This window comes from Micromonospora sp. WMMC250 (assembly GCF_027460215.1).
GTDB lineage: Bacteria > Actinomycetota > Actinomycetes > Mycobacteriales > Micromonosporaceae > Micromonospora > Micromonospora taraxaci.
This window is the reverse complement of the sequence record NZ_JAPZBJ010000002.1, coordinates 6188626-6214630: the sequence shown is the minus strand read 5'-3', so window position 1 is coordinate 6214630 and position 26005 is coordinate 6188626. Positions and strand designations below refer to the sequence as shown.

Sequence of the window (26005 nt, the reverse complement as noted above, 5' to 3'; positions counted from 1 at the left end):
TCCGGATTGTTACTCGCTCGTGTCTGACAGGGGGTGGACCGCGCCGGATGCAAGCGCTTACATGTGTGCACGCCCAATCGGACCGGCGACGGGTCACCAGCACGACCGCGCCGGCTAGGAAGGAGGACGGCATGGCGGTCTTTACCAGACCACGCCAGGCCTTCGTGATCGCCGGCGTACTCGGGCTGGCGCTCAGCGCCACCGCCTGCGGCACCGGCGACGACAAGAAGAGCAGCAACGCGGGCTCCGCGGAGTGCGCGGCATACGAGAAGTACGAGGGCCACGACGGCAAGAAGGTCTCGATCTACGCGTCCATCCGCGACGCCGAGGCCGACCTGCTGGAGCGCTCCTGGTCGCAGTTCACCGACTGCACCGGCATCGAGATCGCGTACGAGGGCAGCGGCGAGTTCGAAGCGCAGCTCCCCGTCCGGGTCGACGGTGGCAACGCCCCCGACATCGCCTTCGTGCCGCAGCCCGGCCTCGTGAAGCGGTTCGCGGACGCCGGCAAGCTGAAGTCCCTGAGCGCCGACACCAAGGCCCTCGCCGAGCAGAACATGCCGGCCGACTGGCTGAAGTACGGCACCGTCAACGGAACGCTCTACGGCGTGCCGCTCGGCGCCAACGTGAAGTCCTTCGTCTGGTACTCGCCGAAGACGTTCAAGGAGAAGGGCTGGGAGGTTCCGACCACCTGGGACCAGCTCATCGCCCTGAGCGACAAGATCGCCGGAAGCGGCATGAAGCCGTGGTGCGTGGGCGTCGAGTCCGGTGACGCCACCGGCTGGCCGGCCACCGACTGGATCGAGGACGTGATCCTGCGGACGCAGGGCCCCGAGGTCTACGACCAGTGGACCACCCACGGCATCCCGTTCAACGACCCGAAGATCGTCGACGCGGTCGACCGCGCCGGCAGCATCCTCAAGAACGAGAAGTACGTCAACGGCGGCTTCGGCGGCGTCAAGAGCATCACCACCACCTCCTTCCAGGAGGCGGGCGTGCCGGTGACCACCGGCAAGTGCGCGATGCACCGCCAGGCGTCGTTCTACGCCAACCAGTTCCCCGAGGGCACCAAGGTGGCCGAGGACGGCGACGCGTTCGCCTTCTACTTCCCGGCCATCGACCCGGCCAAGGGCAAGCCGGTGCTGGGCGCTGGCGAGTTCGTCGTCGCGTACGCCGACCGTCCCGAGGTCCAGGCGGTGCAGACCTACCTCGCCTCCGCCGAGTACGTCAACAGCCGGGCGAAGCTCGGCAACTGGGTCACGGCGAACAACAAGCTGGACATCGCCAACGTGGCCAGCCCGATCGACAAGCTCTCCGTGCAGATCCTGCAGGACAAGACCGGCACCTTCCGCTTCGACGGATCCGACCTGATGCCGGCCGCCGTCGGCGCGGGAACGTTCTGGAAGGGCATGGTCGAGTGGCTGAACGGCAAGCAGACCGCCCCGGTGCTCCAGGGCATCGAAAGCAGCTGGCCTAAGTGATCCCGGCGGTGGCCCGGCCCGCGTTCGCGGGCCGGGCCACCGGCCGAGGTGGACCCGAGAGGGAGGGTTGATGGGGTTCGACTTCGCCGATGAGCAGCCGAAGCTCCTCATGCTGATGTACGGGCTGGTCGCCTTCGTGGTGGTGGTGGGCGGTCTGCTCCTGCTGCTCGACGTCGTGCCGGCCTGGTTCGCCCGGAGACGGGAGGCGCAGCTCGTCGCCGCCTCGGCGAGTGGGGCTCCGCTCCCCCGCCGGACCAAGCCGCGGGAGGGCCTCTTCGCCCTCTTCTTCCTGCTGCCGACGCTGTTGCTGCTCCTCATCGGCCTGGTCGTGCCGGCCATCCGCACCATGCTGCTCTCCCTGATGGACGGGAGCAGCACCAACTGGGTGGGGCTGCGCAACTACGGCTGGATGTTCTCCGACGACTCGATCGTCCGAGTCCTGATCAACACCCTGGTCTGGGTGCTCCTCGTTCCCCTGGTCGCGACCGGCTTCGGCCTGCTCTACGCCGTGATGGTGGACAAGGCCCGGTTCGAGGCGGTGGCCAAGTCACTGATCTTCCTGCCGATGGCCATCTCCTTCGTCGGCGCCAGCATCATCTGGAAGTTCGTCTACGCCTACCGCGGCGAGGGCGACCAGATCGGTCTGCTCAACCAGATCGTGGTCAGCCTCGGTGGTGAGCCGAAGCAGTGGCTCCTCGAATCACCACTGAACACGATCCTGCTCATCGTCATCATGGTCTGGATCCAGGCCGGTTTCGCCATGGTGGTGCTCTCCGCGGCGATCAAGGCGATCCCCGGCGACATCGTGGAGGCCGCCCGCCTCGACGGGGTCAGCCCCTGGCAGATGTTCTGGCAGATCACCATGCCGAGCATCCGGCCGGCGCTGATCGTCGTGGTGGTGACCCTCACGATCGCCACGCTCAAGGTCTTCGACATCGTCCGGACCTCGACCAACGGCAACTACGACACCAGCGTGATCGCCAGCGAGATGTACAACCAGGCCTTCCGGTACGGCCAGAACGGGCAGGGTTCCGCGCTGGCGGTCTTCCTGTTCATCCTGGTCATCCCGGTCGTGATCTACCAGATCCGCAACCTCCGTCAGCAGCGGGAGGGCTGAGATGACCACCGCAACGCCCACCGTCGCCGCCGGCACACAGAAGACCGCCGGCACCCCGTCCACCACGGCCGGCCGGGTCCGCAAGCGGCTCAACAGCCGCACCGCGACGCTCGTCTCGATCGTCATCGCGGTGGTCTGGACCGTCCCCACCTTCGGGCTGTTCATCTCCTCCCTCCGGCCCGAGGACGAGATCAAGACGACCGGCTGGTGGACCGCGTTCACCAACCCGCAGTTCACTCTGGAGAACTACGAGCAGGTCCTGTTCGGACGGTCGTCGTCCTCCGGGCAGCTCGCCAGCTACTTCATCAACTCACTGGCCATCACCATCCCGTCGGTGCTCTTCCCGCTCGCGTTCGCGGCCCTCGCCGCGTACGCGCTGGCATGGATCAACTTCCGCGGCCGGGACTGGCTCTACATCGCGATCTTCGCCTTGCAGATCGTCCCGTTGCAGATGGCCCTGGTGCCGCTGCTGAAGTTCTTCTCCACCGGCGTCAGCCTCGGCGGCGTCACACTGATGCCGGCCTGGGACCTGGTCGACGAACAGAAGTTCGCCCAGGTGTGGTTCGCGCACACCTGCTTCGCGCTCCCGTTCGCCGTCTTCCTGCTGCACAACTTCGTCTCGCAACTGCCCGGGGACCTGATGGAGGCGGCCCGCGTCGACGGCGCCACCCACCCGAAGATCTTCCGGACCATCGTGCTGCCGCTGATCACCCCGGCGCTGGCGGCGTTCGGCATCTTCCAGTTCCTCTGGGTCTGGAACGACCTGCTGGTGGCGCTGATCTTCGCCGGTGGCGGCAACGAGACCGCCCCGCTCACCGTCCGGCTGGCCGAGATGGCCGGAACCCGGGGCAACGAGTGGCAGCGACTCACCGCCGGCGCGTTCGTCTCCATCGTCGTACCGCTCATCGTTTTCCTGTCCCTGCAGCGCTTCTTCGTGCGAGGTCTGCTCGCCGGCAGCGTCAAGGGCTGACCCGCTTGCCCGCCGCCGCCTGGCCCCTCGGGCGGCGGCGGGCGCGCCGGGCACCGAGCGGGGGAAACCGTGACGAAGATTGATGATGTGGCCCGGCTGGCCGGCGTGTCCACGGCCACCGTCTCGCGGGCCCTGCGTGGGCTGCCGACGGTCTCGGCCGCCACCCGACGCCGGGTGCTCGCCGCCGCCGAGCAGCTCGACTACGAGGTGTCACCGAGCGCGTCGCGGCTCGCCGGTGGCCGGACCGGCACCGTCGCCGTGGTGGTACCCCGGATCACCCGCTGGTTCTTCAGCACCATCGTGGAGGCGGTCGAGGAGTACCTCCACCAGTCCGGCTACGACCTGCTGCTCTACAACCTGGGTGGTCGGGAACAGGTCCGCCAGCGGGTCCTGCGGACCGCCAACCTGCACAAGCGGGTGGACGCCATCATGCTGGTCGCCACCCCACTGCGGCCGGCCGACCTGACCGCGCTGGCCGCCCTGGAACTGCCCGGCGTGACCATCAGCTCGGGAAGCAGGGTGCCCAACTGGCCGTGCGTACGCATCGACGACGTGGCCGCCGCGCGGGCTGCCACCCGACACCTGATCGACCTCGGCCACCACCGGATCGCGCACATCTCCGGTGACCCGGACGACGAGTTGGCGTTCACCACCCACCTCGACCGACGCCGGGGCTACCAGGCGGAGTTGCGGGCCGCCGGCCTGCGGCCCGATCCGAGCCTCGACGTCGAGTCCACCTTCACGATCGACGGCGGCACCCGGGCCACCGTCGAGTTGCTGGCCCGCGGTGAGCCGCCGACCGCCATCGTCGCCGCCTGCGACGAGATGGCGATGGGCGCGATGACAGCGCTGCGCGACGCCGGACTGCGGGTGCCACAGGACGTCAGCGTCATCGGCATCGACGACCATGACCTGGCCGGCATGCTCGGGCTCAGCACCATCGCCCAGCCCGCCGCCGAGCAGGGCCGACTGGCCGCCCGGATGCTGCTCGACCCGCTCGAAGCCCGGCCCCCGGGACCCATCCCGGGTCAGCAGAACGCCGACTGCGAGACATCGGTGATCCTGCCCACTCGACTGGTGGTCCGGGAGTCGACGGCACCACCCCGGGCACACTGAAAACCTAACCACAGCGCGACACGGGAGAAGACCCTGAACACCGATCCGACGCAGCAGACCCCCTCCGGTCACCCGGTCACCGGCTGGTGGACCGAGGCGACCATCTACCAGATCTATCCCCGCTCGTTCGCCGACTCCGACGGCGACGGCATCGGTGACCTTCCCGGCATCACGGCCCGCCTCGACCACCTGGTCGAGCTGGGCGTGGACGCGGTGTGGCTCTCCCCGTTCTACCCGTCGCCACAGGCCGACGCCGGCTACGACGTGGCCGACTACCGCGACGTCGACCCGCTGTTCGGGAGCCTCGCCGACGCGGACAAGCTGATCGCCGAGGCCCGGTCCCGCGGCCTGCGGGTGATCGTGGACCTGGTGCCGAACCACACCTCCTCGGCGCACCGCTGGTTCCAGGAGGCCCTGCCCACCCCGCCCGGCAGCCCGGAACGGTCCCGGTACATCTTCCGCGACGGTCTCGGCCCCGACGGTGAGCAGCCGCCGAACGACTGGCAGAGCGTCTTCGGCGGCCCCGCCTGGACCCGCACGGTGGACCCGGACGGGCAGCCCGGCCAGTGGTACCTGCACCTGTTCGACACCGGTCAGCCGGACCTCAACTGGGACAACCCGGAGGTGCACGCGGAGTTCCTGGACGTGCTGCGGTTCTGGTTGGACCGTGGGGTGGACGGCTTCCGGGTCGACGTGGCGCACGGCCTGGTCAAGCAGGCCGACCTGGCCGACTGGCAGGAACCGCAGGAGATCCTCTCCGGCAACGAGATCGACAAGCCGCGTCCGCCGATGTGGGACCAGGAGGGTGTGCACGAGATCTACCGGCAGTGGCGGCAGGTCCTGGACAGCTACCCGGGCGAGCGGGTGCTGGTCGCCGAGGCGTGGGTGGAACCGGCCGAGCGGCTGGCCCGCTACGTGCGGTCGGACGAGATGCACCAGGCGTTCAACTTCGAGTACCTGCTCGCCGCGTGGACCGCACCGGCCCAGTACGCGGTGATCACCCGCTCGTTGGAGGCGACCGACTCGGTCGGCGCGCCGACCACCTGGGTGCTGTCCAACCACGACGTGGTGCGGCACGCGTCCCGTCTCGGCCTGGCGATCGGCGGTGGCCGCCCCAACGGCATCGGCATCGGCGACCCGCAGCCGGACGCCGCGCTCGGCCTGCGCCGGGCCCGGGCGGCCACGCTGCTGATGCTCGCCCTGCCCGGCTCCGCGTACCTCTACCAGGGCGAGGAGCTGGGTCTCCCCGAGCACACCACGCTGCCGGACGAGGCCCGGCAGGACCCGACCTGGGCACGCACCGGGCACACCCAGCGCGGCCGGGACGGCTGCCGGGTGCCGATCCCGTGGGAGGCCGACGCGCCGTCGTACGGCTTCGGGCCCACCGACGCGAGCTGGCTGCCGCAGCCGTCGCTCTGGGCGGAGTACGCGCTGGACCGCCAGCGCGACGTGCCCGGTTCGACGTACGAGCTGTACCGCACGGCGCTGCGGCTGCGCCGCGCCCACGGGCTGGGTCGCGGCACCCTTGAATGGTTGTCCTCCGGCGACGAGGTGCTGACCTTCCGCAACGGCGAGCTGACAGTGCTGACCAACTTCGGCGAGACGCCGGTGCCGGTCCCGACCGGAGCCGAGGTGCTAGCGAGCAGCGCTCCCTTGGAAGACGACGACGCGGTCCCCACCGACGTGACGGTCTGGCTGCGCACCGCCTGACCCAAGCAGGAGGGGCCAACATCAGGGATGTTGGCCCCTCCTGCTCACCCGTGGCAGCGCTTCCCCTTGATGTTGCGCGGATCTTGACGCGCGGGACGCGCGGGCGGGGCGCGTGGGGTCAGAGGCGGTCGGCTCGGGTGTGCAGCAGGTCGTGGACGTTCTCGATGTCCTCCGGCGAGGTTCGCGACGCCAACCAGTACATGACACCCGTGGGAATGAAGAAGAGCTGGAACGCGGCCAGCCCGACGGCGAAGTTCAACGGCGGCGGGAATGCCGCGCGCAGCCCCTGGAACGCCACCCCGACCAGCCCGTTGCCGGCCGCCCGACCGACCCCGTTGACCAGGTTGCCCAGGCTGTAGACAGTGCCCCGGTGCTCCGGCGGGTTCACGTCGGCGATCAGCGCGAACCAGTTCGGCGAGTTGGCCGAGGTCAGCGCCAGCGCCACGATCGCGGTCAGCAGGCTCAACCCCACCGACGGCTCGGTGAAGACGCTGGACAGCACCGCGCCGACCACCGCGCCGCCGCTCGCGCCGTCCGGCACATCGATCGTCACCGGGACGAAGAACAACACCAGGTAGAACGGCAACGCGGCGAGGATGCCGACAGCGGCGACCAGGGCGCGACCTCTCGGCGTACGCCGTTGCAGCGCGTCGCCGACCAGCCCACCGACGATGGACAGCACCCCGCCGAGCTGGAACAGCGTGGCGAAGACGCTGCCCACCACCACCGCCGTGGACGACGAGTAGCCCTGGGCCTCGGCTCGTTCGGCGAAGAGCACCGGCAACCACACCAGGGACCCGAAGGCGGCCTGCGCGGTGAGTCCCTGCAGGATCAGCCACCGGTTGGTGCGTCGGGCCAGGATGCGCGGCAGGTCGGCGCGACTGATCCGGTAGTCGTACTCGGCGCCGGCGTCCAGCCGGTCGGCCAACTCCGGTTCGCTCTGGCCGCGCCGGATGTCGTACGTGAACAGGTAGGCCACCGTGGCGATCAGGCCGACGCCGGTCAGGATCAGAAACGGCCGCCGCCAGTCCGTCGCGCCGAGCAGCCCTCCGACGAGGGTGCCAGCGAGGGTACCGACCCCCTGGGAGAGCCCCCAGAAGCTCATCACCAGCCCGCGTCGGGTCGGTGAGATCAGGTCGGTGACCACCGAGAAGCCGACCGAGCCGACCGCACCGAGGCCGACCGCGGCGACCAGTTGCCCGGTGAAGAACGTCAGGTAGCCGCCGGCGAACGCGCTACCGCCGGTGCCCGCCGCCCACAACAGAGTGCCCACCATGAGCAGCGGCTTACGGTTGGTCCGGTCACCGACGTACGCCCAGCCGACCGCTGCCACCGCGCTGACCAGGAAGCTGACGGCGGTGACCAGACCGAGCAGCCGCCCCGACACGTCGAAGGCGTCGGAGATCGGGCCGTACAGCGGCGGGACCAGCCCGATCGCCACGTTGTCCAGTGAGGCGAGCAGCACGAACACCACGATGCTGTACAGCCGGTGCGCCGGGCCGCCGCCCCGGGCGTGCGGGCGTCGGCCGGGCTGCTGCCCGCCCCGGCCCGGCCCGCCACTGGTCACCGTCATGACCGGCAGCCAACCAGACGCGGCTGAGGAGGTCGTCACGCGGGTGGGTGCCGGTCAGCGTTCCCGGGCACCCACCCGCGTCGATCCCGACGGTCAGCGGCGGTCGAGAACCAGTCCACGAGCCGCCGCGTACTGCTCACGAACGGCGGGGACGGGCTCGCCCGCGTACTCCTCGGTGCCCTCGACCGCCCAGACCGGCGGCCTCGGACCACCCAGGGCGACCCAGGCGGCCTGCCGGGCTGCGCCGTCGGCGACGTACTCCCCCGCCGGCGGGACGACGACCGGGCAGCCGAAGACCTGCGGAGCGATCCGACGCACCGCGGCCGACCGGGCCCCGCCGCCGACCAGGATGACCCGGCGGGCCGTGGCACCCTGCGCGGTCAGCGCGTCCAGACCGTCGGCGAGAGCACAGAGCATGCCCTCCACGGCGGCCCGCGCCAGGTGCGCGGGCGTCGACGTACGCAGGGTCAGGCCGTGCACCGCCCCGGTGGCGAGCGGCCGGTTGGGTGTCCGCTCACCTTCCAGATAGGGCACCATGACCAGCCCGTCCGCCCCGGCCGGCGCGGAGAGCGCCAACTCGGCCAACTCGTCCAGGCTGACACCGAGCATCGCGGCGGCCGCGTCCAGCACCCGGGCCGCGTTGAGCGTGGCGACCAGCGGAAGGAAACGACCGGACGCGTCGGCGAAGCCCGCCACCGCGCCGCTCTCGTCGCCGGCCGGCACGTCGGCGACGCTGAACACGGTGCCGGAGGTGCCGATGGAGACGATCACGTCACCCGGGCCGGCGCCGACGCCGAGCGCTGCGGCGGCGTTGTCGCCGGTGCCCGCACCGAGCAACGCACCCCCACCGAGCTCGTCGGCGAGCTTCCCCGCCGAGTCCGCCGGGCCGAGCACCTCCGGGACGATCAGTCGCCGCCCGAAGCCCTGCTCCAACAGGTCCAGCCGATATTCGCCACTGGCCGGCGACCAGTAGCTGGTGCCGCTCGCATCCCCCCGGTCGGTACGCAGCGCGCCCAACCCCGGCGCGCCGGCCAACCGCCAGGTCAGCCAGTCGTGTGGCAGGCACACGGCGGCCACCCGGGCGGCCTGCTCCGGCTCGTGCCGGGCCAGCCAGCGCAGCTTCGTGAGGGTGAAGCTGGCCACCGGCACGCTGCCGGTGGCCTCGGCCCAGAACCGACGCCCGGCCGCACCGCCGCCGGCCTCTTCGACGAGGTCGGCGGCGGCGTCGGCGGACCGGGTGTCGTTCCACAGCAGCGCCGGGCGGACCACCCGGCCGTCCTCGTCGAGGCACACCATGCCGTGTTGCTGGCCGGCGACGGAGATCGCGGCCACGTCGGCCAACCCGCCGGCCTGGTCGGCAGCGCTACGCAGCGCCTGCCACCAGGCCTCCGGGTCGACCTCGGTGCCATCCGGATGTGCGGCCCGACCCTGCCGGAGCAGGGCACCGGTCTCCGCGTCCCGGATGACCACCTTGCAGGACTGGGTGGACGAGTCGACGCCCGCGACCAACGGCATGGCGGGGCCTCAGCGGGCGCCGAGCAGGTGCTCGACGGCGAGCTGGTTGAGCCGGACGAAGGCGAAGCCCCGGGCGGCCACCGCGTCCACGTCGACGTCCTCGAACGCGGACCGGTCGGCCAGGAACTCCTCGTAACCCTCGCCGTCGTTGAGCGTCGGCGTGTTCAGGTCGCCGACCTTGCTGGCGGCCAGCGCCTCGACCACCTCGGGGTCGGCGCGGAACGCCGCCGCGCGCTCCTTGAGCAGCAGGTAGGTGCTCATGTTGGCCGCCGCGGAGGCCCAGACGCCGTCCATGTCCTCGGTGCGGGAGGGCTTGTAGTCGAAGTGCCGTGGGCCGTCGTAGGCCGGCCCGCCGTTGGGGCCGCCGTTCTCCAGGAGATCCACCAGGGCGAACGCGTTCATCAGGTCGCCGTGGCCGAAGACCAGGTCCTGGTCGTACTTGATGCCGCGCTGGCCGTTGAGGTCGAGGTGGAACAGCTTGCCCTGCCAGAGCGCCTGGGCGATGCCGTGCGCGTAGTTGAGCCCGGCCATCTGCTCGTGCCCGACCTCCGGGTTGAGGCCGACCAGCTCCGGGTGCTCCAGTTGGGAGATGAAGCCGAGCGCGTGCCCGATGGTGGGCAGCAGGATGTCGCCGCGCGGCTCGTTGGGCTTGGGCTCCAGGGCGAACCGCAGGTTGTAGCCCTTGTCGATGGAGTACTGGGTGAGCAGGTTCACCGCCTCGCGGTAGCGGTCCAGGGCGGCGCGGACGTCCTTGGCGAGGTCGTACTCGGAGCCCTCGCGGCCACCCCACATGACGAAGGTGCTGGCGCCGAGCTCGGCGGCCAGGTCGACCTGCCGCAGCACCTTGCGCAGCGCGTAGCGGCGGACGTCGCGGTCGTTGCTGGTGAAGCCGCCGTCCTTGAAGATCGGGTGGGTGAACAGGTTGGTGGTCACCATCGGCACCACCAGGCCCGTCTCGTCGAGGGCCTTGCGGAACCGCGCGATGTGCTGGTCGCGGGTGGCGGCGTCGACGCCGAACGGGATCAGGTCGTCGTCGTGGAAGGTGATGCCGTACGCGCCCAGCTCGGCGAGCCGGTGCACTGCCTCGACCGCGTCGAGCTCGGGACGCGTGGCGTCACCGAACGGGTCGCGGGCCTGCCAACCCACGGTCCAGAGCCCGAAGGAGAACTTGTCGGCGGGAGTGGGACGGGGTGCCATGAGCAACCTCCGGGGTGGTGTTGTCGGCTATTTGTTCAGCCATTGAATTATTTGCCCGCCCTATGGCAGTGTCAAGGGGTGAGCCTCACCCACGCCCCGGCCGGCGCAGTCCGTCAGGGCAGTCTGCGCGAGCTCAACCTCGCCCTGGTGCTCGGCCGCATCGCCGCGGCCGAACGCCCCCCGTCCCGAGCCGACCTGGCGACCGCGACCGGCCTCACCAGAGCAACAGTGTCCGCGGTGGTCGAGGACCTGCTCGCGGGCCGTCTGGTCAGCGAGTCCGACCCGGCTCCCCGCTCCGGCGCCGGCCGTCCGGCGCGCGGGCTGGTCCTGGCCGATCAGGGGCCGGCCGGGCTCGGCCTGGAGGTCAACGTCGACTACCTGGCGGTCTGCGTGGTGGACCTCGCGGGTGAGGTCCGGCACCGCACCGTACACCGGGCCGACCTGCGTCCGGTGGCCCCCGCCGACGCGTTGGCACAGCTGGTCGAGATGGCCGGGGCCGCCCGCGACGACGCCGCCGACCAGGGCCTCACACTGGTCGGGGCCGCGCTCGCGGTGCCCGGCCTGGTGGACGACGCCGGTCTGGTCCGGCTCGCGCCGAACCTCGGCTGGCACGACGTGCCGGTGCCCGCGCTGCTCGCCGAGCACCCGCCGCTGGTCGAGCAGGTCCCCGGCGTGCCCGGCCTGGTGGTCGACAACGAGGCCAACCTCGCCGCGCTCGGCGAGCTGCACTCCCGACCACCCGCCCCGGCCAGCTTCCTGCACATCTCCGGAGAGGTGGGCATCGGCGCGGGCATCGTGCTGGACGGCGCGCTGTTCCGCGGCGTCCGCGGTTGGAGCGGCGAGATCGGGCACCTCCCGGTGCACCCCGAGGGTCGTCCGTGCCGCTGCGGCGGGCAGGGCTGCCTGGAGCAGTACGCCGGCCAGGAGGCGATCGTGACCGCCGCCGGGCTGGCGCGGGCGGAGCTTCCGGCCGACACCGCGACGGCACGGCTCGCCGAGCTGGCCGAGGCCGGCGACGCCGACGCGCTGCGGGCGCTGAACGATGCGGGGACGGCCCTCGGCGTGGCGGTGGCCGGCGTCGTCAACCTGCTCGACCTGGACACCGTGGTGCTCGGCGGCGGTTACGCGGCCCTGGCGCCCTGGCTGTGCCCTCCGGTGCTCGCCGAGATCGCCGACCGGGTGCTGACCGCCGCCTGGTCACCGGTCACGGTCCGGCCGTCCACGCTCGGCGCGGAGGCCGCGGCGGTAGGGGCCGCCGGCTCGGTCGTCCGCCGGATCGTCGCCCAGCCCGCCGGTTGGCTGGCCCGCTAGGAGCCTGTATCAAGGTCCTCGGTCGAGCCGAGGGCTTTGACACGGACCCCAGGGCTGACCGTGACCACGCTGTGGGTGTCTGTCGGAGAGGGTCGCTATCCTTGCCCCACAGCAACGATGCCGGGTGAGGAGTCGAGAAGCAGCATGCGCAGGAGTCGCCAGTCGCGGGCCGGCGTCCGGCGGTGACCACGACCCGGCAACCCAGCGGCACCCCGCTGCCCGCCGACGCGCCGTTGGCCCGCGAGCTGCTCGACGGGCTCGCCGAAGCGATCCTGACCACCGACGAGACCGGCCGGGTCACCCTGCTCAACGCCATGGCGGCGCGACTGCTCCCGGAGATCACCGTCGGCACCGAGTTGTCCCGATGCCCGGTGGCGGCAGTGGCCGACGCGGTCACCACGGATGCCGACCGCTTCGACGCCGACCATCACGGCCGACGGCTGCGCGGTGCCCGGCGGCAACTCGCCGGTCCCCGTTTCGCGTGGTACGTCCGCGACGTCACCGAGGAGCACGACCGCGCCGACGCGCTACGTGCCGAACGATCCCGCACCGCCTTCCTCGCCGAGGCGGGCAACCAACTCGGAATGTCCCTGCACCGAGACCAGGTGCTCCTGTCCACCACCACACTGGCCGTGCCGTACCTGGCCGACGCCGCCGTGGTGCTGCCCCGACCGGCCGCGCCGGCCGAGCCGCACGCCCGTTGGATCCGGTACGCCGACGGCGAACCCGCCCCGACCGACGGGCTGGCCCCGCTGACGCTGACCAGCACCGTGCCCGTGCTGGCCGAGGCGCTGGCCGGCGACCCCGCCGACCCGATCCCCTGCGGGGGCACCGAGTTCACCGACCTGGCCACGATGCTGCCGCCCGGGTTCGGCTCGCCGGGCACCGTGCTGGTCTGCCCGATGCCCGGCGCCGACGGCTCGGCCGGTGCTCTGCTGCTCGTCCGACGCACCGGGCGGCCCGGCTTCGACGAGCGCGAGACCGAGCTCGCCCGGGAGTTCGCCGCCCGGGCGGGCGCCGCGCTGGCTACCGCGGATCTCCACGACGAGCAGGCCCACCTGGCTCGGGTGCTCCAGGCCAGCCTGCTCCCGCCCGAGCTGCCCACGGTCCCCGGCGTGACAGTGGCCGGCGGTTACCGCGCCGCCGGGGACACGCTGCGCATCGGCGGCGACTTCTACGAGGTGTTCCCGCACCCACGCGGGGCCCTGTTCGCACTCGGTGACGTGTGCGGCCGGGGCGTGAGCGCGGCGGTGCTGACCGGCCGGGTCCGCCAGTGCCTGCAGACGCTACGGCTCGTCGAGCAACGCCCACTGGAGCTGATCCACCTGCTCAACCGGGCGTTGTTCGACGCCCCGGGCGCGGCGCGGCGCAGCCAGTTCACCACGCTGCTGCTCGGCTCTCTGGACCGCGGCCCCGCCGGTGTGGACGTCACGATCGCCGGTGGAGGTCACCCGTCGCCCCTGCTGGTCACCGCCGACGGCACGGTCACCCCCGTCCCGGTGGGCGGCACGGCGGTCGGGGCGCTGACCACCGCACGGTTCGCCCAGACCCGGGTTCACCTCGACCCCGGCGACGTGCTGCTCGCGTACACCGATGGGGTCACCGAGGCGCACGGGCCGCGCGACGCGGAGATATTCGGCGAGGCCCGACTGCACGCCGCGCTGGCGTCGGCGGCCGGGCAGCCGCCCGCGGCGCTGATCGACCGGGTGCTCCGGGCCGTCGACGACTGGCTGGACGGGCAGGCCCACGACGACGTCGCGATGCTGGCCATCCGCGCCTCGGTGCCGACGTGATCGGCGGCCAGGGCGCAGCGGCGGCACCGCGGACGGTGACGACGAGCCGGCACCGCTCGATCAGGCGGTCCGCGCCACCGGCCCGCCGGTCGGCCACTCCCGGGTGGCGCCGACCGACCGCTCCGGGGCGCCCGACGAATCAGTCCACCGCGTGCGGGTCGGCCCGCTCCGGTCCGGCGGCCCGCCTGGCCCACCCGGCCCGTCCGGGTCGCCCGGCCACTCCTCTTCCTCCACCGACTCGCCCGCCAGTGTGGTGTCCTGCTGCCGGCGAGCGACCTCGTCGAACTCCCGCATTCCGCTCAGCAGCGCGTCGCGACCCGCCGGGGTCATCCCGGCCAGCACGGCGGCGAGCTGTGCCTGACGGTCGGCCCGCAGCTCGGCGAGGAGCCGGCGGGCCTCCGGGGTGAGGTGCAGCGAGATCTCCCGCCGGTCGAAGCGGCCCGGCTCACGCTCCAGCATGCCGGCGGCGACCAGCCGGTCGCAGAGGCGGCTGGCGGAGCTGAGCAGCATGTCGAGCTGGGTGGCGAGCCGGCGCAGGTTGATGCCGTCGGCCTGCTCCACCACCATCACCGCCCGTAGCTGCGCGCCGGAGACACGGTTGGCGGTCCCCTCCCGGGCGGATTCCCAGATGCCCAGCAGGGAAGCAGCCGCCGCGTCCAGCGCGGCAGCCATACTCGTCTCGGGGTCCGTCGGACCGTTCAGTTCGGCCATGGTGGCCCGAGACTACTCCGAACCCACAGGTGGTCGAGCTTCAGCGAGGGAGCCAGCATGAACGAACCGGTCAATGAGGCACGACACGCACTGATTGCGACACCGGCCGACCGGGTCGTGGGTGGTGTCGGGGACGTGCTGGCCCGGTCGTACGGGATCACCGACGTCGAGCTGTACCAGGTCGACTACCGCCTCGCCGAGCTTCTCCCGCTCACCGACGGCGACCCGATCACCAGCCCGGGGCACCCGGCCTGGCGCGCCTTCGACCACCAGTCACCGATCCTCTCCGACGGCAGCGCCTGGATTCCGGTCTCGATGCGCGGGGAGCGCCGGGGCGTCCTGCTCCTGTCGCCCGTTCCGGACGACCCGGACGTCGTCGCCGCGCTGACCGACATCGCCACAGCGCTCGCGCACGAGTTGGCGGCGGTCTCCGCCGGCACCGACGTCTACCGGGCGGCGCGGCGTGCCCAGCGCCTCACCCTGGCCGCCGAGATGCAGTGGGACCTCCTCCCCGGGCGCAGCCGGATCCGACCGTCGTTCAGCCTGGCCGGGCAGTTGGAACCGGCGTACGCGGTACGCGGGGACAGCTTCGACTGGTCCGACGACGGGCAGCAGCTCTGGTTGTCCACCGTCAACGGCAGCGGCGAGGGCGTCGCCGCGTCCCTGCTCACCTCGTTGGCCACCCACGCGCTGCGCAACGCGCGCCGTGCCGGGCTGAGCCTGGCCGACCAGGCCGCCCTCGCCGACCAGGCCCTCTACGACCTGTACCGGGGCGAGCAGCACCTCTCCGCACTGCTGATGCAGCTGGATCTGCGTTCCGGGATGATGACGGTGGTCGACGCGGGTTCACCCCGGCTGGTCATCCTGCGCGACGGGAAGGTCATCGAGCAGCCTCTGGAGGCGCAGTTCCCGCTCGGCATGTTCGAGGCGACCGACTACCACGAGCAGAGGTTCCCCCTGGAGGTCGGCGACCGGATCTTCGTCATCGGCGACGGGGTGCTGGAGGCCGCCGGGCAGCACGCACGCTACGGCGAAACGGCGCTGGACCGCTTCCTGCGCCGGACGGGGTCGATGGAGCCACTGGACGCCGTCCGGTCGCTGATCGGTGACCTGCGCGCGTTCGTGGCCGGTGACCTGGTCGACGACGCTGTGGTCGTCTGCCTGGACTGGACGGGCCCGCAACCGTGACCGGCGGGGTCAGTACGCGCCGCGGCCGTTCAGGACCGCGCCGACGGTCTTCCAGAGGATGGTGAGGTCGGCCGCGAGCGACCAGTTCTCCACGTAGTAGAGATCGAGTCGGATGCCGTCCTCCCAGCTCAGGTCGGAACGCCCACTGACCTGCCAGAGGCCGGTCATGCCTGGTTTGACCAACAGCCGCCGGGCCACGTCGCCGTCGTAGCGGGCCACCTCCGAGGGCAGCGGTGGGCGGGGCCCGACCAGGCTCATCTGACCCAACAGGACGTTGACCAGTTGCGGCAGCTCGTCCAGCGACCACTTGCGCAGCAACCGACCGACGCGGGTGACCCGAGGGTCCCGGCGCATCTTGAACATCAGACCGTCGGTCTCGTTGCTGGCGGTCAACTCGGCGAGCATGGCGTCGGCGTTGACCACCATGGTGCGGAACTTGAACACGTCGAACTCCTGCCCGCCCCGGCCGACGCGGACCTGTCGGAACAGCACCGGCCCCCGACTGTCCAGTTTGATGGCCAGGGCGACGAACGCGATCAGCGGCAGCAGCAGCGCCAACGCCAACGACGAGGCGGACCGGTCGACGAGGCCCTTCACCAGCTTTCGAGCGCCGCGGAACTCGGGGGCCTCGACGTGGATCAGCGGCAGCCCGGCAACCGGGCGGGTGTGGATCCGCGGGCCGGCGACGTCGGTCAGCGCGGGCGCCACGACCAGGTCGACACCGGTGCCCTCCAGTTGCCAGCCGAGGCGACGCAGCCGGGTCGCGGTCAGCTCACCGGACGCGGTCACCGCGACGGTGTCCGCGCCGATCGCGGTGGCGGCCTCCGGAATGCCCCGGAAGGACCCCACCACCGGCACGTCACCCAGCCGCTGCGCCACCGGCGCGAGCAGGGCGTCCGGAATGCACGCGCCCACCACCTGGTACCCGGCGTACGGCTCGCGGCGCAGCGTGTGCACCAACTCCAGCACGTGCGCGGTGTCGCCGACCACCAGCACCTTTCGCGACCAGCCGGCGCCCAGCGAACGAGCCCGGTGCAGGCGCTTACGGGCGGCGAACCGCGCCACCTCCAACCCGACGGTGCCCACCGCGAAGGTGATGCCGAGGAAACCCCGGGAGACACCGACATCGGCGACGTAGCCGACGATCGCGATCGCACCAGCCAGCCGCAGACTGGCGGAACTGACCCGCCGGTACTCGTCCGCCCCGTAGCCGATCACCCGGTCGTCGTAGCAGCCGAGTGCCTTGAGGGAGATCAGCCAGGCCAGCACCAACCCGGGGGCGACCAACACGTACGGGACCTCCGAGCCGGTCGGCTCGTCGTCACCGAAGCGGGTGACGTACCCGATGAGCAGCGCGATGATGATGATGGTGGTGTCCAGGACAACCAGAACCCGGACGTAGGACCGTTCGTCGGCCCGGGCCACCAGCCCGGCAGGACGGCCGTCCGACTCCGCCGACGTGGCGGGGGTCAACAGTGTCGCCGCGCTCACCGGCCCTCCCACTCTGTTCAGGATGGCCCCGGCTGACGGGTCGGACCGGAGGCGGACCGACCATGCCGGAACAGTCGACATCCTGCCTTGACAACTATGACTGCCGATTGCTTCCGACGTATTGCCGTCACTTTTCTTCAACCCGGCGGCCAAAAAGGGCCTGCCACACCGATTGCCGGTACGGCAGGCCCCCTGGCGTCTGAGCGTCGGATCAGCGCGGTGCCGGTGGACGCCGTGCGATGGCGCTGAGGAAGATGCTGCCGATCTCGCTCGGGTCCTTGGTGACGAAGACGTCGCCACCGGTCACCTTCGTGATCGACTCCAGCTCGGCCTTGCTGACGCCCTCGCCGATACCGATCATGATGACCTGGACCGGTCGCTCCGGGTCGGCGAGCTGCTTGAGCTTGGCGAGCAACTGCTGCTGGCTGACGCCCTCGTCGTCCTCGTTCTTGCCGTCGGTGAACAGCACGATCGAGTTGACCCGGCCGGGCTGCCAGTCCTCCTGCACGGCCTGGTACGCGGCGAGCATGGTGTCGTAGAGGCCGGTGTCGCCGCTGGACGGCTTGACGGTGGCGAGCGCGCCCTCCAACTGGGCCCGCTGGGCGGAGAGCGGCCCGATGGGCACCAGCTGCCGGTAGTCCCGACTGCCGACCAGCTTCGTGGAGAAGGTCCACAGGCCGATCGACCAGGAGTCGTCGAAGAGGCCGAGGCCACGGCGTGCCGCGTCCACGGTGACCTCCTCCCGGCTGCGGTTGTTGGCGCTCGGCACCGGGTCCTTCATCGAGCCGGACACGTCGATGACGGCCAGCATCCGACCGGACTGGGTGGCGATCGACCAGCTGGAGACGACCCGCTGGATGGCTGCCGGGTCCAGGCCGCCGGCCGCGCTACCGCCGTTCGCCGGTGCGGTGGGCGCACCGCCGGACGGGCTGGGGGCACCCTGCGGCGCCTTGAAGCCGTCGCCCCAGTTGCCGTCCGGCCCGCGCAGCGACTGCGCCGCGAGCCGGTCGCGGAACGAGGGGCTGGTGAGCAGCTCGAACAGCACCCGGGCGGCCGACGCCTTGCTCGGTTCGATGCCGGGCAGCACCGCGTACGGGTAGTCCAGCGGCATCGGCGCCGGCTCCATGTAGAGCGCGGCGAGCGACACCGGCGGCTTCTTGCTGTTGTACGCGATCACGTCTTCTTCGGACAGGGCCGCCGCGCCGAGGCCGCTGGCGATGGACGTTGCGTCGTTGGCGGTCGGGAACCGGGCCAGCAGATCGTTACGCAGCGACGAGCGGCCGGTGGCCAGCGCCCGGAGCGCGCCGACGGTGTTGCGCTGGGCATCCCCGCCGGCGCCGTTGGCGGCCGCGGTCAGCGAGAGCAGCCCGGACAGCCCCGCCGCGTCGCGGGTCGGCTCGACGATCCCGGTCCGCAGGGGCGCGCTGGAGTTGTTGACCTGCTTGAGCAGGTCGGTCCAGTTGAACTTCTTGTCCGGCCAGCCCAGGCGCATGGCGATCGGCTCGGGCATCGCGACGACGATGGGGCTGCGCGCGATGGACGCGCCGTTGGTCGGGGCGAACGCCGTGGCGTCCTTCTTCAACCGCAGCAACCAGGTCGAGGAGTCGGGGACCCACACGTCGGGGCTGACGGCGGTGCCGCTGGCCTGTCCCACGCCAGCCAGGACCGCTCCGTGCTTCGCCGCCACCACGGCAGCCACGTCGACCGGGTCGGACGCCGAGACGTCGACCCGGATGCAGGTCGGGCCCACCGCCGCGCCGTCCTTGACCCACTGGGAGGCGGCGGCGTCCACCGCTGGCGCGAGCTCGGAGGCGACCGCCACAGCCAGGCGAATCTCCCCTGAGCAGCTCGGTTTGATCAACTCCTGGTAGCCGAACCACGCGCCCGTCGTTACGACGAGCACACCCGCCGTCGCGGCGGCGGCTGCTAGGTGGAGTTTCGAACGCATGCGATGGCGGCCTGCTGACACGGTGACCATCTTGCGTACAAGGTGCCGTCTCTGCCACATCCGTTCGGACTAAAGTTACGCAGGAGAAACAGTTGACCACTTTTTAGCAACACAGAGTGACGCAGCAGTCCCGTGGCGTTGCCTAAGTTGTGCCGTCCTCACATCTCGGCTCTGTCGCTCACGGCAGCACACAGGTCGGGCTCGGCACCGGCACCGGTTCGCCGACCGCCTCCGGAACACCGGTGTCGGCGTCGCGCCGGAAGACCCGGACCATGTCCGCCCGCTCGTCGGCAACATAGAGGTGCGCCCCGATCAGCGCGAAGTGCCGGGGCCACTCACCACCGGTGTCCACCTCGGCCACCAACTCGGGCAGGTCCCCGGCCAGGGCGAAAACCGCAACCGTCCCCACCCCGCGATTGCCGACATAGAGGAAGCGCCCGTCCGGGGAGACCGCTACCTCCGACGGCTGGACATGACCGGACCGCCCGCTCGCCTCGACCCGACCGTGCTGGTGCAACGCACCGTCGTCGGTGAGCTCGTACGCGGTGACGGAGGCGTCCAGCTCACCGACGAGGAAGCAACGCCGTCCGTCCGGGTGGCGGGCGAGGTGCCGCGGCCCGGTGCCGGCCGTCGTGCGGATCCTCGGCGCGCGGGGCACCAGCCGTCCGGTCGCGGCGTCCAGGTCGTAGCGGTAGACCGAGTCGGTGCCGAGGTCGACCGCGAAGATCGGCCCACGGCCGGAACCCGGGGAGACCATGTGGGCGTGGGCGTGGTCCTGACGATCCGGGTCGGGGCCGTGCCCCTCGTGCACCACCAGGTCGGTGCGCTCGCCGGGCACGCCCTGCGCGTCCAGCGGGAAGACCGCGACGCTGCCGCTGCCGTAGTTGGCCGCCAGCAGGTGGCCGCCGTCAGGCAGCACCGCCAGGTGGCACGGCTCGGCGCCGCCGGTGGACTGGCTGCCGAGCGGAGCCAGTGCACCCTCCGGCCCGACCCGCCAGGCGCTGATCTCGCCGTCCGTCAACTCGTTGACCGCGTAGAGCACCGGTTGGGAGGGGTGCCTCGCCAGGAAGGAGGGCGACGCGGTGACCGCCACCGTGCCGAGCGGGGTCAGCGCCCCGGTTGTCGGGTCGCGGCGCGCCGCGACGATGCCGCTGCCCCGACCACCGCTCTGGGCGGTGTATCCGCCGATGTGGACAACCTCATCCTGACCACTCACGTCCGACTCCTCCGCTGGCGTCCTCCGCTGATCCAACCAGAGGCTGCCCGCGACGCCCTGCCGTTAACCGGCTTTCCGGCCCGGATCTCAGGCCGTCGGCACCGGCTCCCCGCGTTGCCGGGCCACATGCTCCACCAGTGAGATCAACACCATCTTCCCGGACTGCCGGTCCCGAGCGTCGCAGAGCACCATCGGCACGTCCGGGTCCAGGTCGAGGGCTCGGCGTACGGTCTCCAGGTTGAAGCGGCGGGAGTCGTCGAAGCAGTTGACGCCCACGACGAACGGGATGCCCCGCTGCTCGAAGTAGTCGATGGAGGGGAAGCAGTCGGCCAGTCGACGGGTGTCGGCGAGCACCACAGCGCCGAGGGCCCCGAAGGCCAACTCGTCCCAGAGGAACCAGAACCGGTCCTGACCCGGGGTGCCGAACAGGTAGACCTGAAGGTCGTCGTTGATGGTGATCCGGCCGAAGTCCATCGCCACCGTGGTGGTCGACTTGCCCTCCACTCCGGAGATGTCATCGGTGCCGATCCCGGCGCCGGTCAACACCTCCTCGGTCTGCAACGGACGAACCTCGCTCAGGGCGCTCACCAACGTCGTCTTGCCAGCCCCGAAGCCCCCCGCGATGAGGATCTTCAGTGCCAGCGGGATGGTGGTGCTGGTGCCCACATGGTCATAGCGCACGGAGTCCACTGACCACCGCCTTGAGAATGTCGTCGTTGGGAAGGATGCCGGCGGCCGGCGGCTCGTGCACCGCTACCAGGCCCTCGGCCAGGAGATCACCGAGCAGGACCCGGACCACACCGACAGCGAGGTCCAGCTCTGCTGCCAACTCGGCCACCGACACCGGCCGGCCGGACAACGCGACCAGCCGTCGATGCTCCGGAAGCAGGTGCGGGTGACTCGCCGCGTCGACGTCCGATCCGGCCAGCACGAACGCGACCAGGTTGAAACCGTCGACGGCGGAGCGTACCCGTCCCCCGGTGAGGGTGTACGGGCGCACTACCGGCCCGGCATCGCCGTCCAGCCACTCGTGCTGCGGCCCGGGCGGCTCAGTCCGCATCACCGGCTCCCGCCGACGATCGGGCCGGCGCGGAGAGGCTCTCCCCCACCCGGATGACAAGCATCGCCATCTCGTACGCGACCAGCCCGATGTCCGCGTCGGCGTCGCTGACCACCGCCAGGCAGGCGCCCTGACCGGCGGCGGTCACGAAGAGGTACGCGGACTCCATCTCCACCACGGTCTGTCGGACCGGACCGCCGTCCACGTGCCGGCTGGCACCCCGGGCCAGGCTGGAAAAACCAGCGGCGAGTGCACACAGGTGCTCGGCGTCGGAACGCTCCAACTCGGCCGAACAGCCGAGGAGCAGGCCGTCGGCGGAGAGCACCACCGCCTCCCGGGCGGCCGGAACCCGCTGCACCAGCTCGTCGAGCAGCCAGTCGAGGCCGGCGCTCTGCTTCGTCGAATGCTGCACTAGGCGTCCCTCTCAGTCGCGGTCGGGTGTTCGGGGGTGGGCTGGGGATCAGCGGGCGCAGCCGGGCTCGCGGGACCTGTCGGCGCCGCTGGCGCCTTCGCCGTCGGGGTGACCGGCGCCGTCGGGGTGATCACGGTGGCGCGGCCACGCGCGGTGCCGGCCTGGAGGGCGGCCATCACTCGGCGGACCTCCTCCGGCGACCGGGGTGACGGCGTGTCCGTGACGGTCGACCGGGGTTGCGCGGTGGGAGTGCGGCGTCGCACCCGGCGCGGGAGGCCGTCCAGCTCGTCGTCGACCGTTTCGCCGGGCGTCGTCGACCCGGCTTCACCGCCCCCGTTCGCGGGCGACGTGTCCGAGGTCGACACTCCCGCCCCGGACGCGGGCCGCGCGGCGACAGCGGCCGACGGAGCCGCGACAGCGGCCGAAGCCGACGGAGCCGCGACAGCGGACAGGGCCGCTGTCGGGCGGGTGCGGGCGCGGGGCACGGTGTCCCGGCGTGCCGGGCGGGTCAGCCGTCGGCCGGCGTCGGCCGAGGCGGCATCCAGCGTGGCACGGTCGGGGCCGGCGGGGGGTTCGGTGGTGACGAGGTCGCCGGGGATCAGCACCACGGCGGTCACCCCGCCGTCGCCGGAGGGCCGCAACCGCACCCGTACGTTGTGCCGGGCCGCGAGCCGGGCCACCACGAACAGCCCGAGGCGGGCGCTCTGCGCCGGGTCGAACTCCGGTGAGCTGGCCAGCCGGGTGTTGGCGGTCTCCAGCGCCACGCCGGACATCCCCAGCCCCTGATCGGTGATCTCCAGGGCGTACCCGTTGGCCACCTGTTCCCCGACGACCGTGACGCGGGTGTCCGGCGGGGAGAAGGCGGTGGCGTTCTCGACCAGCTCGGCGAGCAGGTGGATGATGTCGCCGACCGCTCGGCCCAGCACTCCGGCCGGCTGCACGGCGGCGATGTCCACCCGGTCGTACGCCTCGACCTCGGAGATCGCGCCGCGGATCAGGTCGACCATCGCGACGGGGTTCCGCCAACCGCGGCCGGGCGCGGAGCCGGCGAGGATGACCAGGTCCTCGGCGTGCCGACGGAGCCGGGTGGCCAGGTGGTCGACCTGGAACAGCTGGGCCAACTCGTCCGGGTCCTCCGCGCGGCGCTCCATCCGGTCCAGCAGGTGCAGCTGGCGATGGACCAGGCTCTGGCTGCGTCGGGCGATGTTGAGGAAGACCTCGTTGAGCCCGCGACGCAGGGTGACCTCGTCCACCGCGGCCTGGACGGCGGTGCGCTGCACCTCGGTGAAGGCGCGCCCGACCTCGCCGATCTCGTCGTGGCCGTACTCCAGGGGCGGCGCCTCCCGGGCGACGTCCACCTGCTCACCCCGGCGCAGCCGGGCCACCACGTCCGGCAGACGGTGCTCGGCCAGGTCGAGCGCGGCGGTGCGGACGCTGCTGAGCCGCCGGACCAGGGTGCGACCGACCCGCAACGCCACCAGCACCGAGACCACCACGGCGACGAGCCCGAGCACCCCGGCGGCGGCCAACCGGGCCAGGATTCCGACCGCCATCGGCACCGAGCGGTCGGCGAGGTTGTCGGCCTCGTCCAGCTCGAAGTCGCGCAGCTGCTGTTGGACGGCGTCGTGGCCGGCCTGCCAGCTCGCCGCGTCCACCGGCGGTCGGCCCGACCTGTTGGCCCCGATCAACGCGTCCTGCATGGCGCGCACGCTGGTGAAGTCCGGGCTCTCGCTCAGCCGCTGGTACGCCGCGCGCCCCGCCTCGGGCAGGTCGGCCACCGCGCTCTCGGTGAGCCACCGCTGGTTGCCGATCATCTGTACGAGTTGGGCATGCTCACCCGCGGCGAACCGGCCGGTGGTCAGCACCCCGGCCAGCATGGCGTCGGTCTGGCCGAGCAGCTCTCGGGATCGGCCCAGCGCGGTGAGCGCCAGAGCCTGCCTGTTGATGGCGGGATCGGTCAGGTTCGCCATCGCGGAGAACGCCTGGAAGGCCGCGGAGACCATCCCGCTGTAGAGGCCGACCACGCCGGTGCGGTCCATCAGGCGGCCGTCGATGAAGCCGCGACCGGTCGGCAGCGCCGACAGGGCGGTGACCAGCCGGTCGACCCGGTCCTCCAACAGGTCGTCGGCGGCGTCGCGCAACGCCTCCCCGTCGACCCGGCGGCGAAGCTCGGCGATCGCCCGGTCGGTGCGCTGACGCTGCTCGGTCAGCGCCGGCAGTTCGGTGGTCCCGGCGAGCTGCACCACCGACAGCCGGCGTTCGCGTTGCAGTTCGGTGACCACCGCCTCGCCGGGACGACCCAGGTCGTACAGCAGCGTGCGCGCGGAGAGCAGGTTCAGCGCGGGACCGAAGGTCAGCGTCGTAGCGAAGATCCACAGGGCCAGCAGCGCGGTCACCGGCGCGACGACCAGTGCGGTCAGCTTGGAGCGGATCGGCCAGTCGCGGGTTCTCATCAGACCTCGCCCGTGCAGGGGTGGCAGGAGGGGCGCCGGCACCGCCGGGCAACGCGCCGGCCGGGTGCGTTGCCCGGCGTCGAAGCCGGGCACCGGCGCGGGCGCCTTGGGCAGGATACGTAATCGAGGGCCTTTGCACTACCGCCCGTCGTGCCGACATCGACGCTCCGAAATGCGGCCGACCGGGTAACGGCGAACGCCCCGCTGCGGGCGGCGGGGCGTCGTCGCGCGGCGGATCGGATCAGGCGTCGTCGGCGATGCCGAGCCCTTCGGCGACCCGCCGACCGTAGGCGTCGTCGCACTGGCTGAGGTGCCAGACCATCTTCTCCTGGACCTGTTTGTCGCACTGAGCCAACAGGTTGGTCAGGTTCGTCACCAGGTCGTCGCGTTCCCACTGCGGCATGGTCCGGAAGCGCTCACCCGCCTGGCCGTAGTTGTTCTGCCGCTCGATCGGCGCCCGCATGACCCGGCCCGAGACGAACGGTCGGTACTCCCGGTACGACTCGTCAGCCTGTTGGAGACCGGCCACCGAGGACGGCTCGAAGTTGATGTGCGGGTTGCCGCCGCGACCGTCCACCGCGTACGCCATCGGGCCACCGTCCTGGTTGGTGTTGACCTGGACGTCCTGGCGGGGCGCATTGATCGGCAACTGGAGGTAGTTCGGGCCGACCCGGTAGCGCTGCGTGTCCGAGTAGGAGAATGTCCGCCCGACCAGCATCTTGTCGTCGGAGAAGTCCAACCCGTCGACCAGAACGCCGGTGCCGAACGCGATCTGCTCGTTCTCGTTGTGGAAGTTGCTGATGTTGCGGTGCAGCGTCATCATGCCGACCGGGCGCAGGGGAAAGGCGTCCTCCGGCCAGGTCTTGGTGTCGTCCAGGGGGTCGAAGTCGAGCTCCGGGTGCTCCTCGTCGCTCATGATCTGGACGTTCAGCTCCCACTGCGGGTGCTCGCCGCGCTCGATCGCCTCGTAGAGGTCCTTGGAGGCGTGCCCCAGCTCGTACGCCTGGATGGCGGCGGCCTGCTCCTCGGTCAGCGACTCGATGCCCTGCTGCGACTTCCAGTGGTACTTGACCAGCACACCCTCGCCCGCGGCGTTGACCATCCGGTACGTGTTGACACCGAAGCCGTCCTGCGTCCGGTAGTTGGCGGGGATGCCACGCGGGCTGAACAGCCAGGTCAGCATGTGCATCGACTCGGGGGTGTTGGACATGAAGTCGAAGACGCGGTTCGGTTCCTGGCGGAAGGTCACCGGGTCCGGCTTCAGCGCGTGGATGACGTCGGGGAACTTGACAGCGTCCCGGATGAAGAAGACCGGCAGGTTGTTGCCGACCAGGTCCCAGTTGCCGTCCTCGGTGCGGAACTTGACGGCGAAACCGCGCGGGTCGCGGGTGGCCTCGGAGGAGTCCCGTCCGCCGATGACCGTGGAGAAGCGGAGGGTCACCGGGGTCTTCCCGCCCCTGGTCTGGAACAGCTTGGCCCGGGTGTAGGTCGCTGCCGGCTCGTCGCCGATGGTCCCGTACGCCTCGAACTCGCCGTGCGCGACGAAACCACGCGCGTGCACGACCCGCTCGGGGATCCGCTCCCGGTCGAAGTGGCTGATCTTCTCCAGGAAGTGGTAGTTCTCCAGCGTCGCGGGCCCTCGCGAGCCGACCGTCCGCTGCTGCTGGTTGTTGTGCACTGGGTGGCCCTGCCGGGTGGTCAGGGTCGGCTTGCTGGCCGGTGGGTGCATCACCCCACCAAAGCGCC

At 71.4% G+C, this 26005-nt stretch carries 20 protein-coding genes; 8 read left to right on the top strand and 12 right to left on the bottom strand.

Annotation, left to right across the window (positions count from 1 at the left end):
* Positions 1-131: 131 nt before the first annotated feature.
* The 5 genes from O3438_RS28175 to O3438_RS28155 all read left to right on the top strand — a co-directional run bounded on the left by O3438_RS28175 (position 132) and on the right by O3438_RS28155 (position 6391).
* Positions 132-1478 (top strand): ABC transporter substrate-binding protein, encoded by a 1347-nt coding sequence (locus O3438_RS28175; RefSeq protein WP_269682632.1) that lies wholly within the window; start codon positions 132-134, stop codon positions 1476-1478.
* Positions 1479-1548: 70 nt separating this feature from the next.
* Positions 1549-2595, top strand: coding sequence for a carbohydrate ABC transporter permease (locus O3438_RS28170; protein WP_269682631.1), 1047 nt, complete (start codon positions 1549-1551; stop codon positions 2593-2595).
* Position 2596: 1 nt separating this feature from the next.
* Positions 2597-3565 carry a carbohydrate ABC transporter permease gene (locus O3438_RS28165; RefSeq protein WP_269682630.1) on the top strand — a complete coding sequence of 323 codons (969 nt, stop codon included), beginning with the start codon at positions 2597-2599 and terminating at the stop codon, positions 3563-3565.
* 69 nt (positions 3566-3634) lie between these two features.
* A complete protein-coding gene (locus tag O3438_RS28160; protein WP_269682629.1) occupies positions 3635-4681 on the top strand; it encodes a LacI family DNA-binding transcriptional regulator in 1047 nt (348 codons plus the stop codon).
* Positions 4682-4714: 33 nt separating this feature from the next.
* Positions 4715-6391 (top strand): glycoside hydrolase family 13 protein, encoded by a 1677-nt coding sequence (locus O3438_RS28155; protein ID WP_269683778.1) that lies wholly within the window; start codon positions 4715-4717, stop codon positions 6389-6391.
* A 118-nt stretch (positions 6392-6509) separates the two neighbouring features.
* Here O3438_RS28155 and O3438_RS28150 read toward each other — a convergent pair whose 3' ends face one another.
* The 3 genes from O3438_RS28150 to xylA all read right to left on the bottom strand — a co-directional run bounded on the left by O3438_RS28150 (position 6510) and on the right by xylA (position 10676).
* Positions 6510-7964, bottom strand: coding sequence for an MFS transporter (locus O3438_RS28150; protein WP_442929668.1), 1455 nt, complete (start codon positions 7962-7964; stop codon positions 6510-6512).
* A gap of 93 nt (positions 7965-8057) precedes the next feature.
* Positions 8058-9479: a xylulokinase gene (gene xylB / locus O3438_RS28145; RefSeq protein ID WP_269682628.1), complete on the bottom strand. Its 1422-nt coding sequence runs from the start codon at positions 9477-9479 to the stop codon at positions 8058-8060.
* Positions 9480-9488: 9 nt separating this feature from the next.
* Positions 9489-10676, bottom strand: coding sequence for a xylose isomerase (xylA, locus tag O3438_RS28140; protein ID WP_269682627.1), 1188 nt, complete (start codon positions 10674-10676; stop codon positions 9489-9491).
* A 78-nt stretch (positions 10677-10754) separates the two neighbouring features.
* Between xylA and O3438_RS28135 the strand changes: the two genes are divergently transcribed.
* Both O3438_RS28135 and O3438_RS28130 read left to right on the top strand, forming a co-directional pair.
* Positions 10755-11987 (top strand): ROK family transcriptional regulator, encoded by a 1233-nt coding sequence (locus O3438_RS28135; RefSeq protein WP_269682626.1) that lies wholly within the window; start codon positions 10755-10757, stop codon positions 11985-11987.
* A 182-nt stretch (positions 11988-12169) separates the two neighbouring features.
* Positions 12170-13780, top strand: coding sequence for a PP2C family protein-serine/threonine phosphatase (locus O3438_RS28130; protein ID WP_269682625.1), 1611 nt, complete (start codon positions 12170-12172; stop codon positions 13778-13780).
* Between the two features lie 60 nt (positions 13781-13840).
* On the opposite strand, the gene O3438_RS28125 is transcribed toward O3438_RS28130, so the two are convergent.
* Positions 13841-14491: a MarR family winged helix-turn-helix transcriptional regulator gene (locus tag O3438_RS28125; RefSeq protein WP_269682624.1), complete on the bottom strand. Its 651-nt coding sequence runs from the start codon at positions 14489-14491 to the stop codon at positions 13841-13843.
* Positions 14492-14548: 57 nt separating this feature from the next.
* Between O3438_RS28125 and O3438_RS28120 the strand changes: the two genes are divergently transcribed.
* Positions 14549-15679 carry a PP2C family protein-serine/threonine phosphatase gene (locus O3438_RS28120; protein WP_269682623.1) on the top strand — a complete coding sequence of 377 codons (1131 nt, stop codon included), beginning with the start codon at positions 14549-14551 and terminating at the stop codon, positions 15677-15679.
* A gap of 9 nt (positions 15680-15688) precedes the next feature.
* On the opposite strand, the gene O3438_RS28115 is transcribed toward O3438_RS28120, so the two are convergent.
* The 8 genes from O3438_RS28115 to O3438_RS28080 all read right to left on the bottom strand — a co-directional run bounded on the left by O3438_RS28115 (position 15689) and on the right by O3438_RS28080 (position 25988).
* On the bottom strand, positions 15689-17170 hold the full coding sequence (locus tag O3438_RS28115) for a sugar transferase (RefSeq protein WP_269682622.1): 1482 nt from the start codon (positions 17168-17170) through the stop codon (positions 15689-15691).
* A gap of 211 nt (positions 17171-17381) precedes the next feature.
* On the bottom strand, positions 17382-19139 hold the full coding sequence (locus O3438_RS28110; RefSeq protein ID WP_269682621.1) for a substrate-binding domain-containing protein: 1758 nt from the start codon (positions 19137-19139) through the stop codon (positions 17382-17384).
* Between the two features lie 157 nt (positions 19140-19296).
* Entirely contained in the window at positions 19297-20334 is a 1038-nt protein-coding gene (locus O3438_RS28105) for a lactonase family protein (RefSeq protein WP_269682620.1), read from the bottom strand.
* 87 nt (positions 20335-20421) lie between these two features.
* Entirely contained in the window at positions 20422-21024 is a 603-nt protein-coding gene (locus O3438_RS28100) for a GTP-binding protein (protein ID WP_269682619.1), read from the bottom strand.
* Positions 21005-21394 (bottom strand): DUF742 domain-containing protein, encoded by a 390-nt coding sequence (locus tag O3438_RS28095; protein WP_269682618.1) that lies wholly within the window; start codon positions 21392-21394, stop codon positions 21005-21007. The genes O3438_RS28100 and O3438_RS28095 overlap by 20 nt, the downstream gene beginning before the upstream one ends.
* Positions 21384-21806: a roadblock/LC7 domain-containing protein gene (locus O3438_RS28090; RefSeq protein ID WP_088987924.1), complete on the bottom strand. Its 423-nt coding sequence runs from the start codon at positions 21804-21806 to the stop codon at positions 21384-21386. The genes O3438_RS28095 and O3438_RS28090 overlap by 11 nt, the downstream gene beginning before the upstream one ends.
* Complete coding sequence (locus O3438_RS28085) at positions 21806-24259, bottom strand: sensor histidine kinase (RefSeq protein ID WP_269682617.1); 2454 nt, start codon at positions 24257-24259, stop codon at positions 21806-21808. Before O3438_RS28085 ends, O3438_RS28090 begins: the two co-directional genes overlap by 1 nt.
* Positions 24260-24500: 241 nt before the next feature.
* Positions 24501-25988 carry a catalase gene (locus tag O3438_RS28080; RefSeq protein ID WP_269682616.1) on the bottom strand — a complete coding sequence of 496 codons (1488 nt, stop codon included), beginning with the start codon at positions 25986-25988 and terminating at the stop codon, positions 24501-24503.
* Positions 25989-26005: the final 17 nt, after the last annotated feature.

Excerpts from the sequence above, each read along its gene's own strand:
- O3438_RS28125 (WP_269682624.1), bottom strand. The coding sequence starts at position 14,491 with ATGGCCGAACTGAACGGTCCGACGGACCCCGAGACGAGTATGGCTGCC.
- xylB (WP_269682628.1), bottom strand. The coding sequence starts at position 9,479 with ATGCCGTTGGTCGCGGGCGTCGACTCGTCCACCCAGTCCTGCAAGGTG.
- O3438_RS28080 (WP_269682616.1), bottom strand. The coding sequence starts at position 25,988 with ATGCACCCACCGGCCAGCAAGCCGACCCTGACCACCCGGCAGGGCCAC.
- O3438_RS28150 (WP_442929668.1), bottom strand. The coding sequence starts at position 7,964 with ATGACGGTGACCAGTGGCGGGCCGGGCCGGGGCGGGCAGCAGCCCGGC.
- O3438_RS28175 (WP_269682632.1), top strand. The coding sequence starts at position 132 with ATGGCGGTCTTTACCAGACCACGCCAGGCCTTCGTGATCGCCGGCGTA.
- O3438_RS28085 (WP_269682617.1), bottom strand. The coding sequence starts at position 24,259 with ATGAGAACCCGCGACTGGCCGATCCGCTCCAAGCTGACCGCACTGGTC.
- O3438_RS28120 (WP_269682623.1), top strand. The coding sequence starts at position 14,549 with ATGAACGAACCGGTCAATGAGGCACGACACGCACTGATTGCGACACCG.
- O3438_RS28170 (WP_269682631.1), top strand. The coding sequence starts at position 1,549 with ATGGGGTTCGACTTCGCCGATGAGCAGCCGAAGCTCCTCATGCTGATG.
- xylA (WP_269682627.1), bottom strand. The coding sequence starts at position 10,676 with ATGGCACCCCGTCCCACTCCCGCCGACAAGTTCTCCTTCGGGCTCTGG.
- O3438_RS28165 (WP_269682630.1), top strand. The coding sequence starts at position 2,597 with ATGACCACCGCAACGCCCACCGTCGCCGCCGGCACACAGAAGACCGCC.
- O3438_RS28095 (WP_269682618.1), bottom strand. The coding sequence starts at position 21,394 with ATGCGGACTGAGCCGCCCGGGCCGCAGCACGAGTGGCTGGACGGCGAT.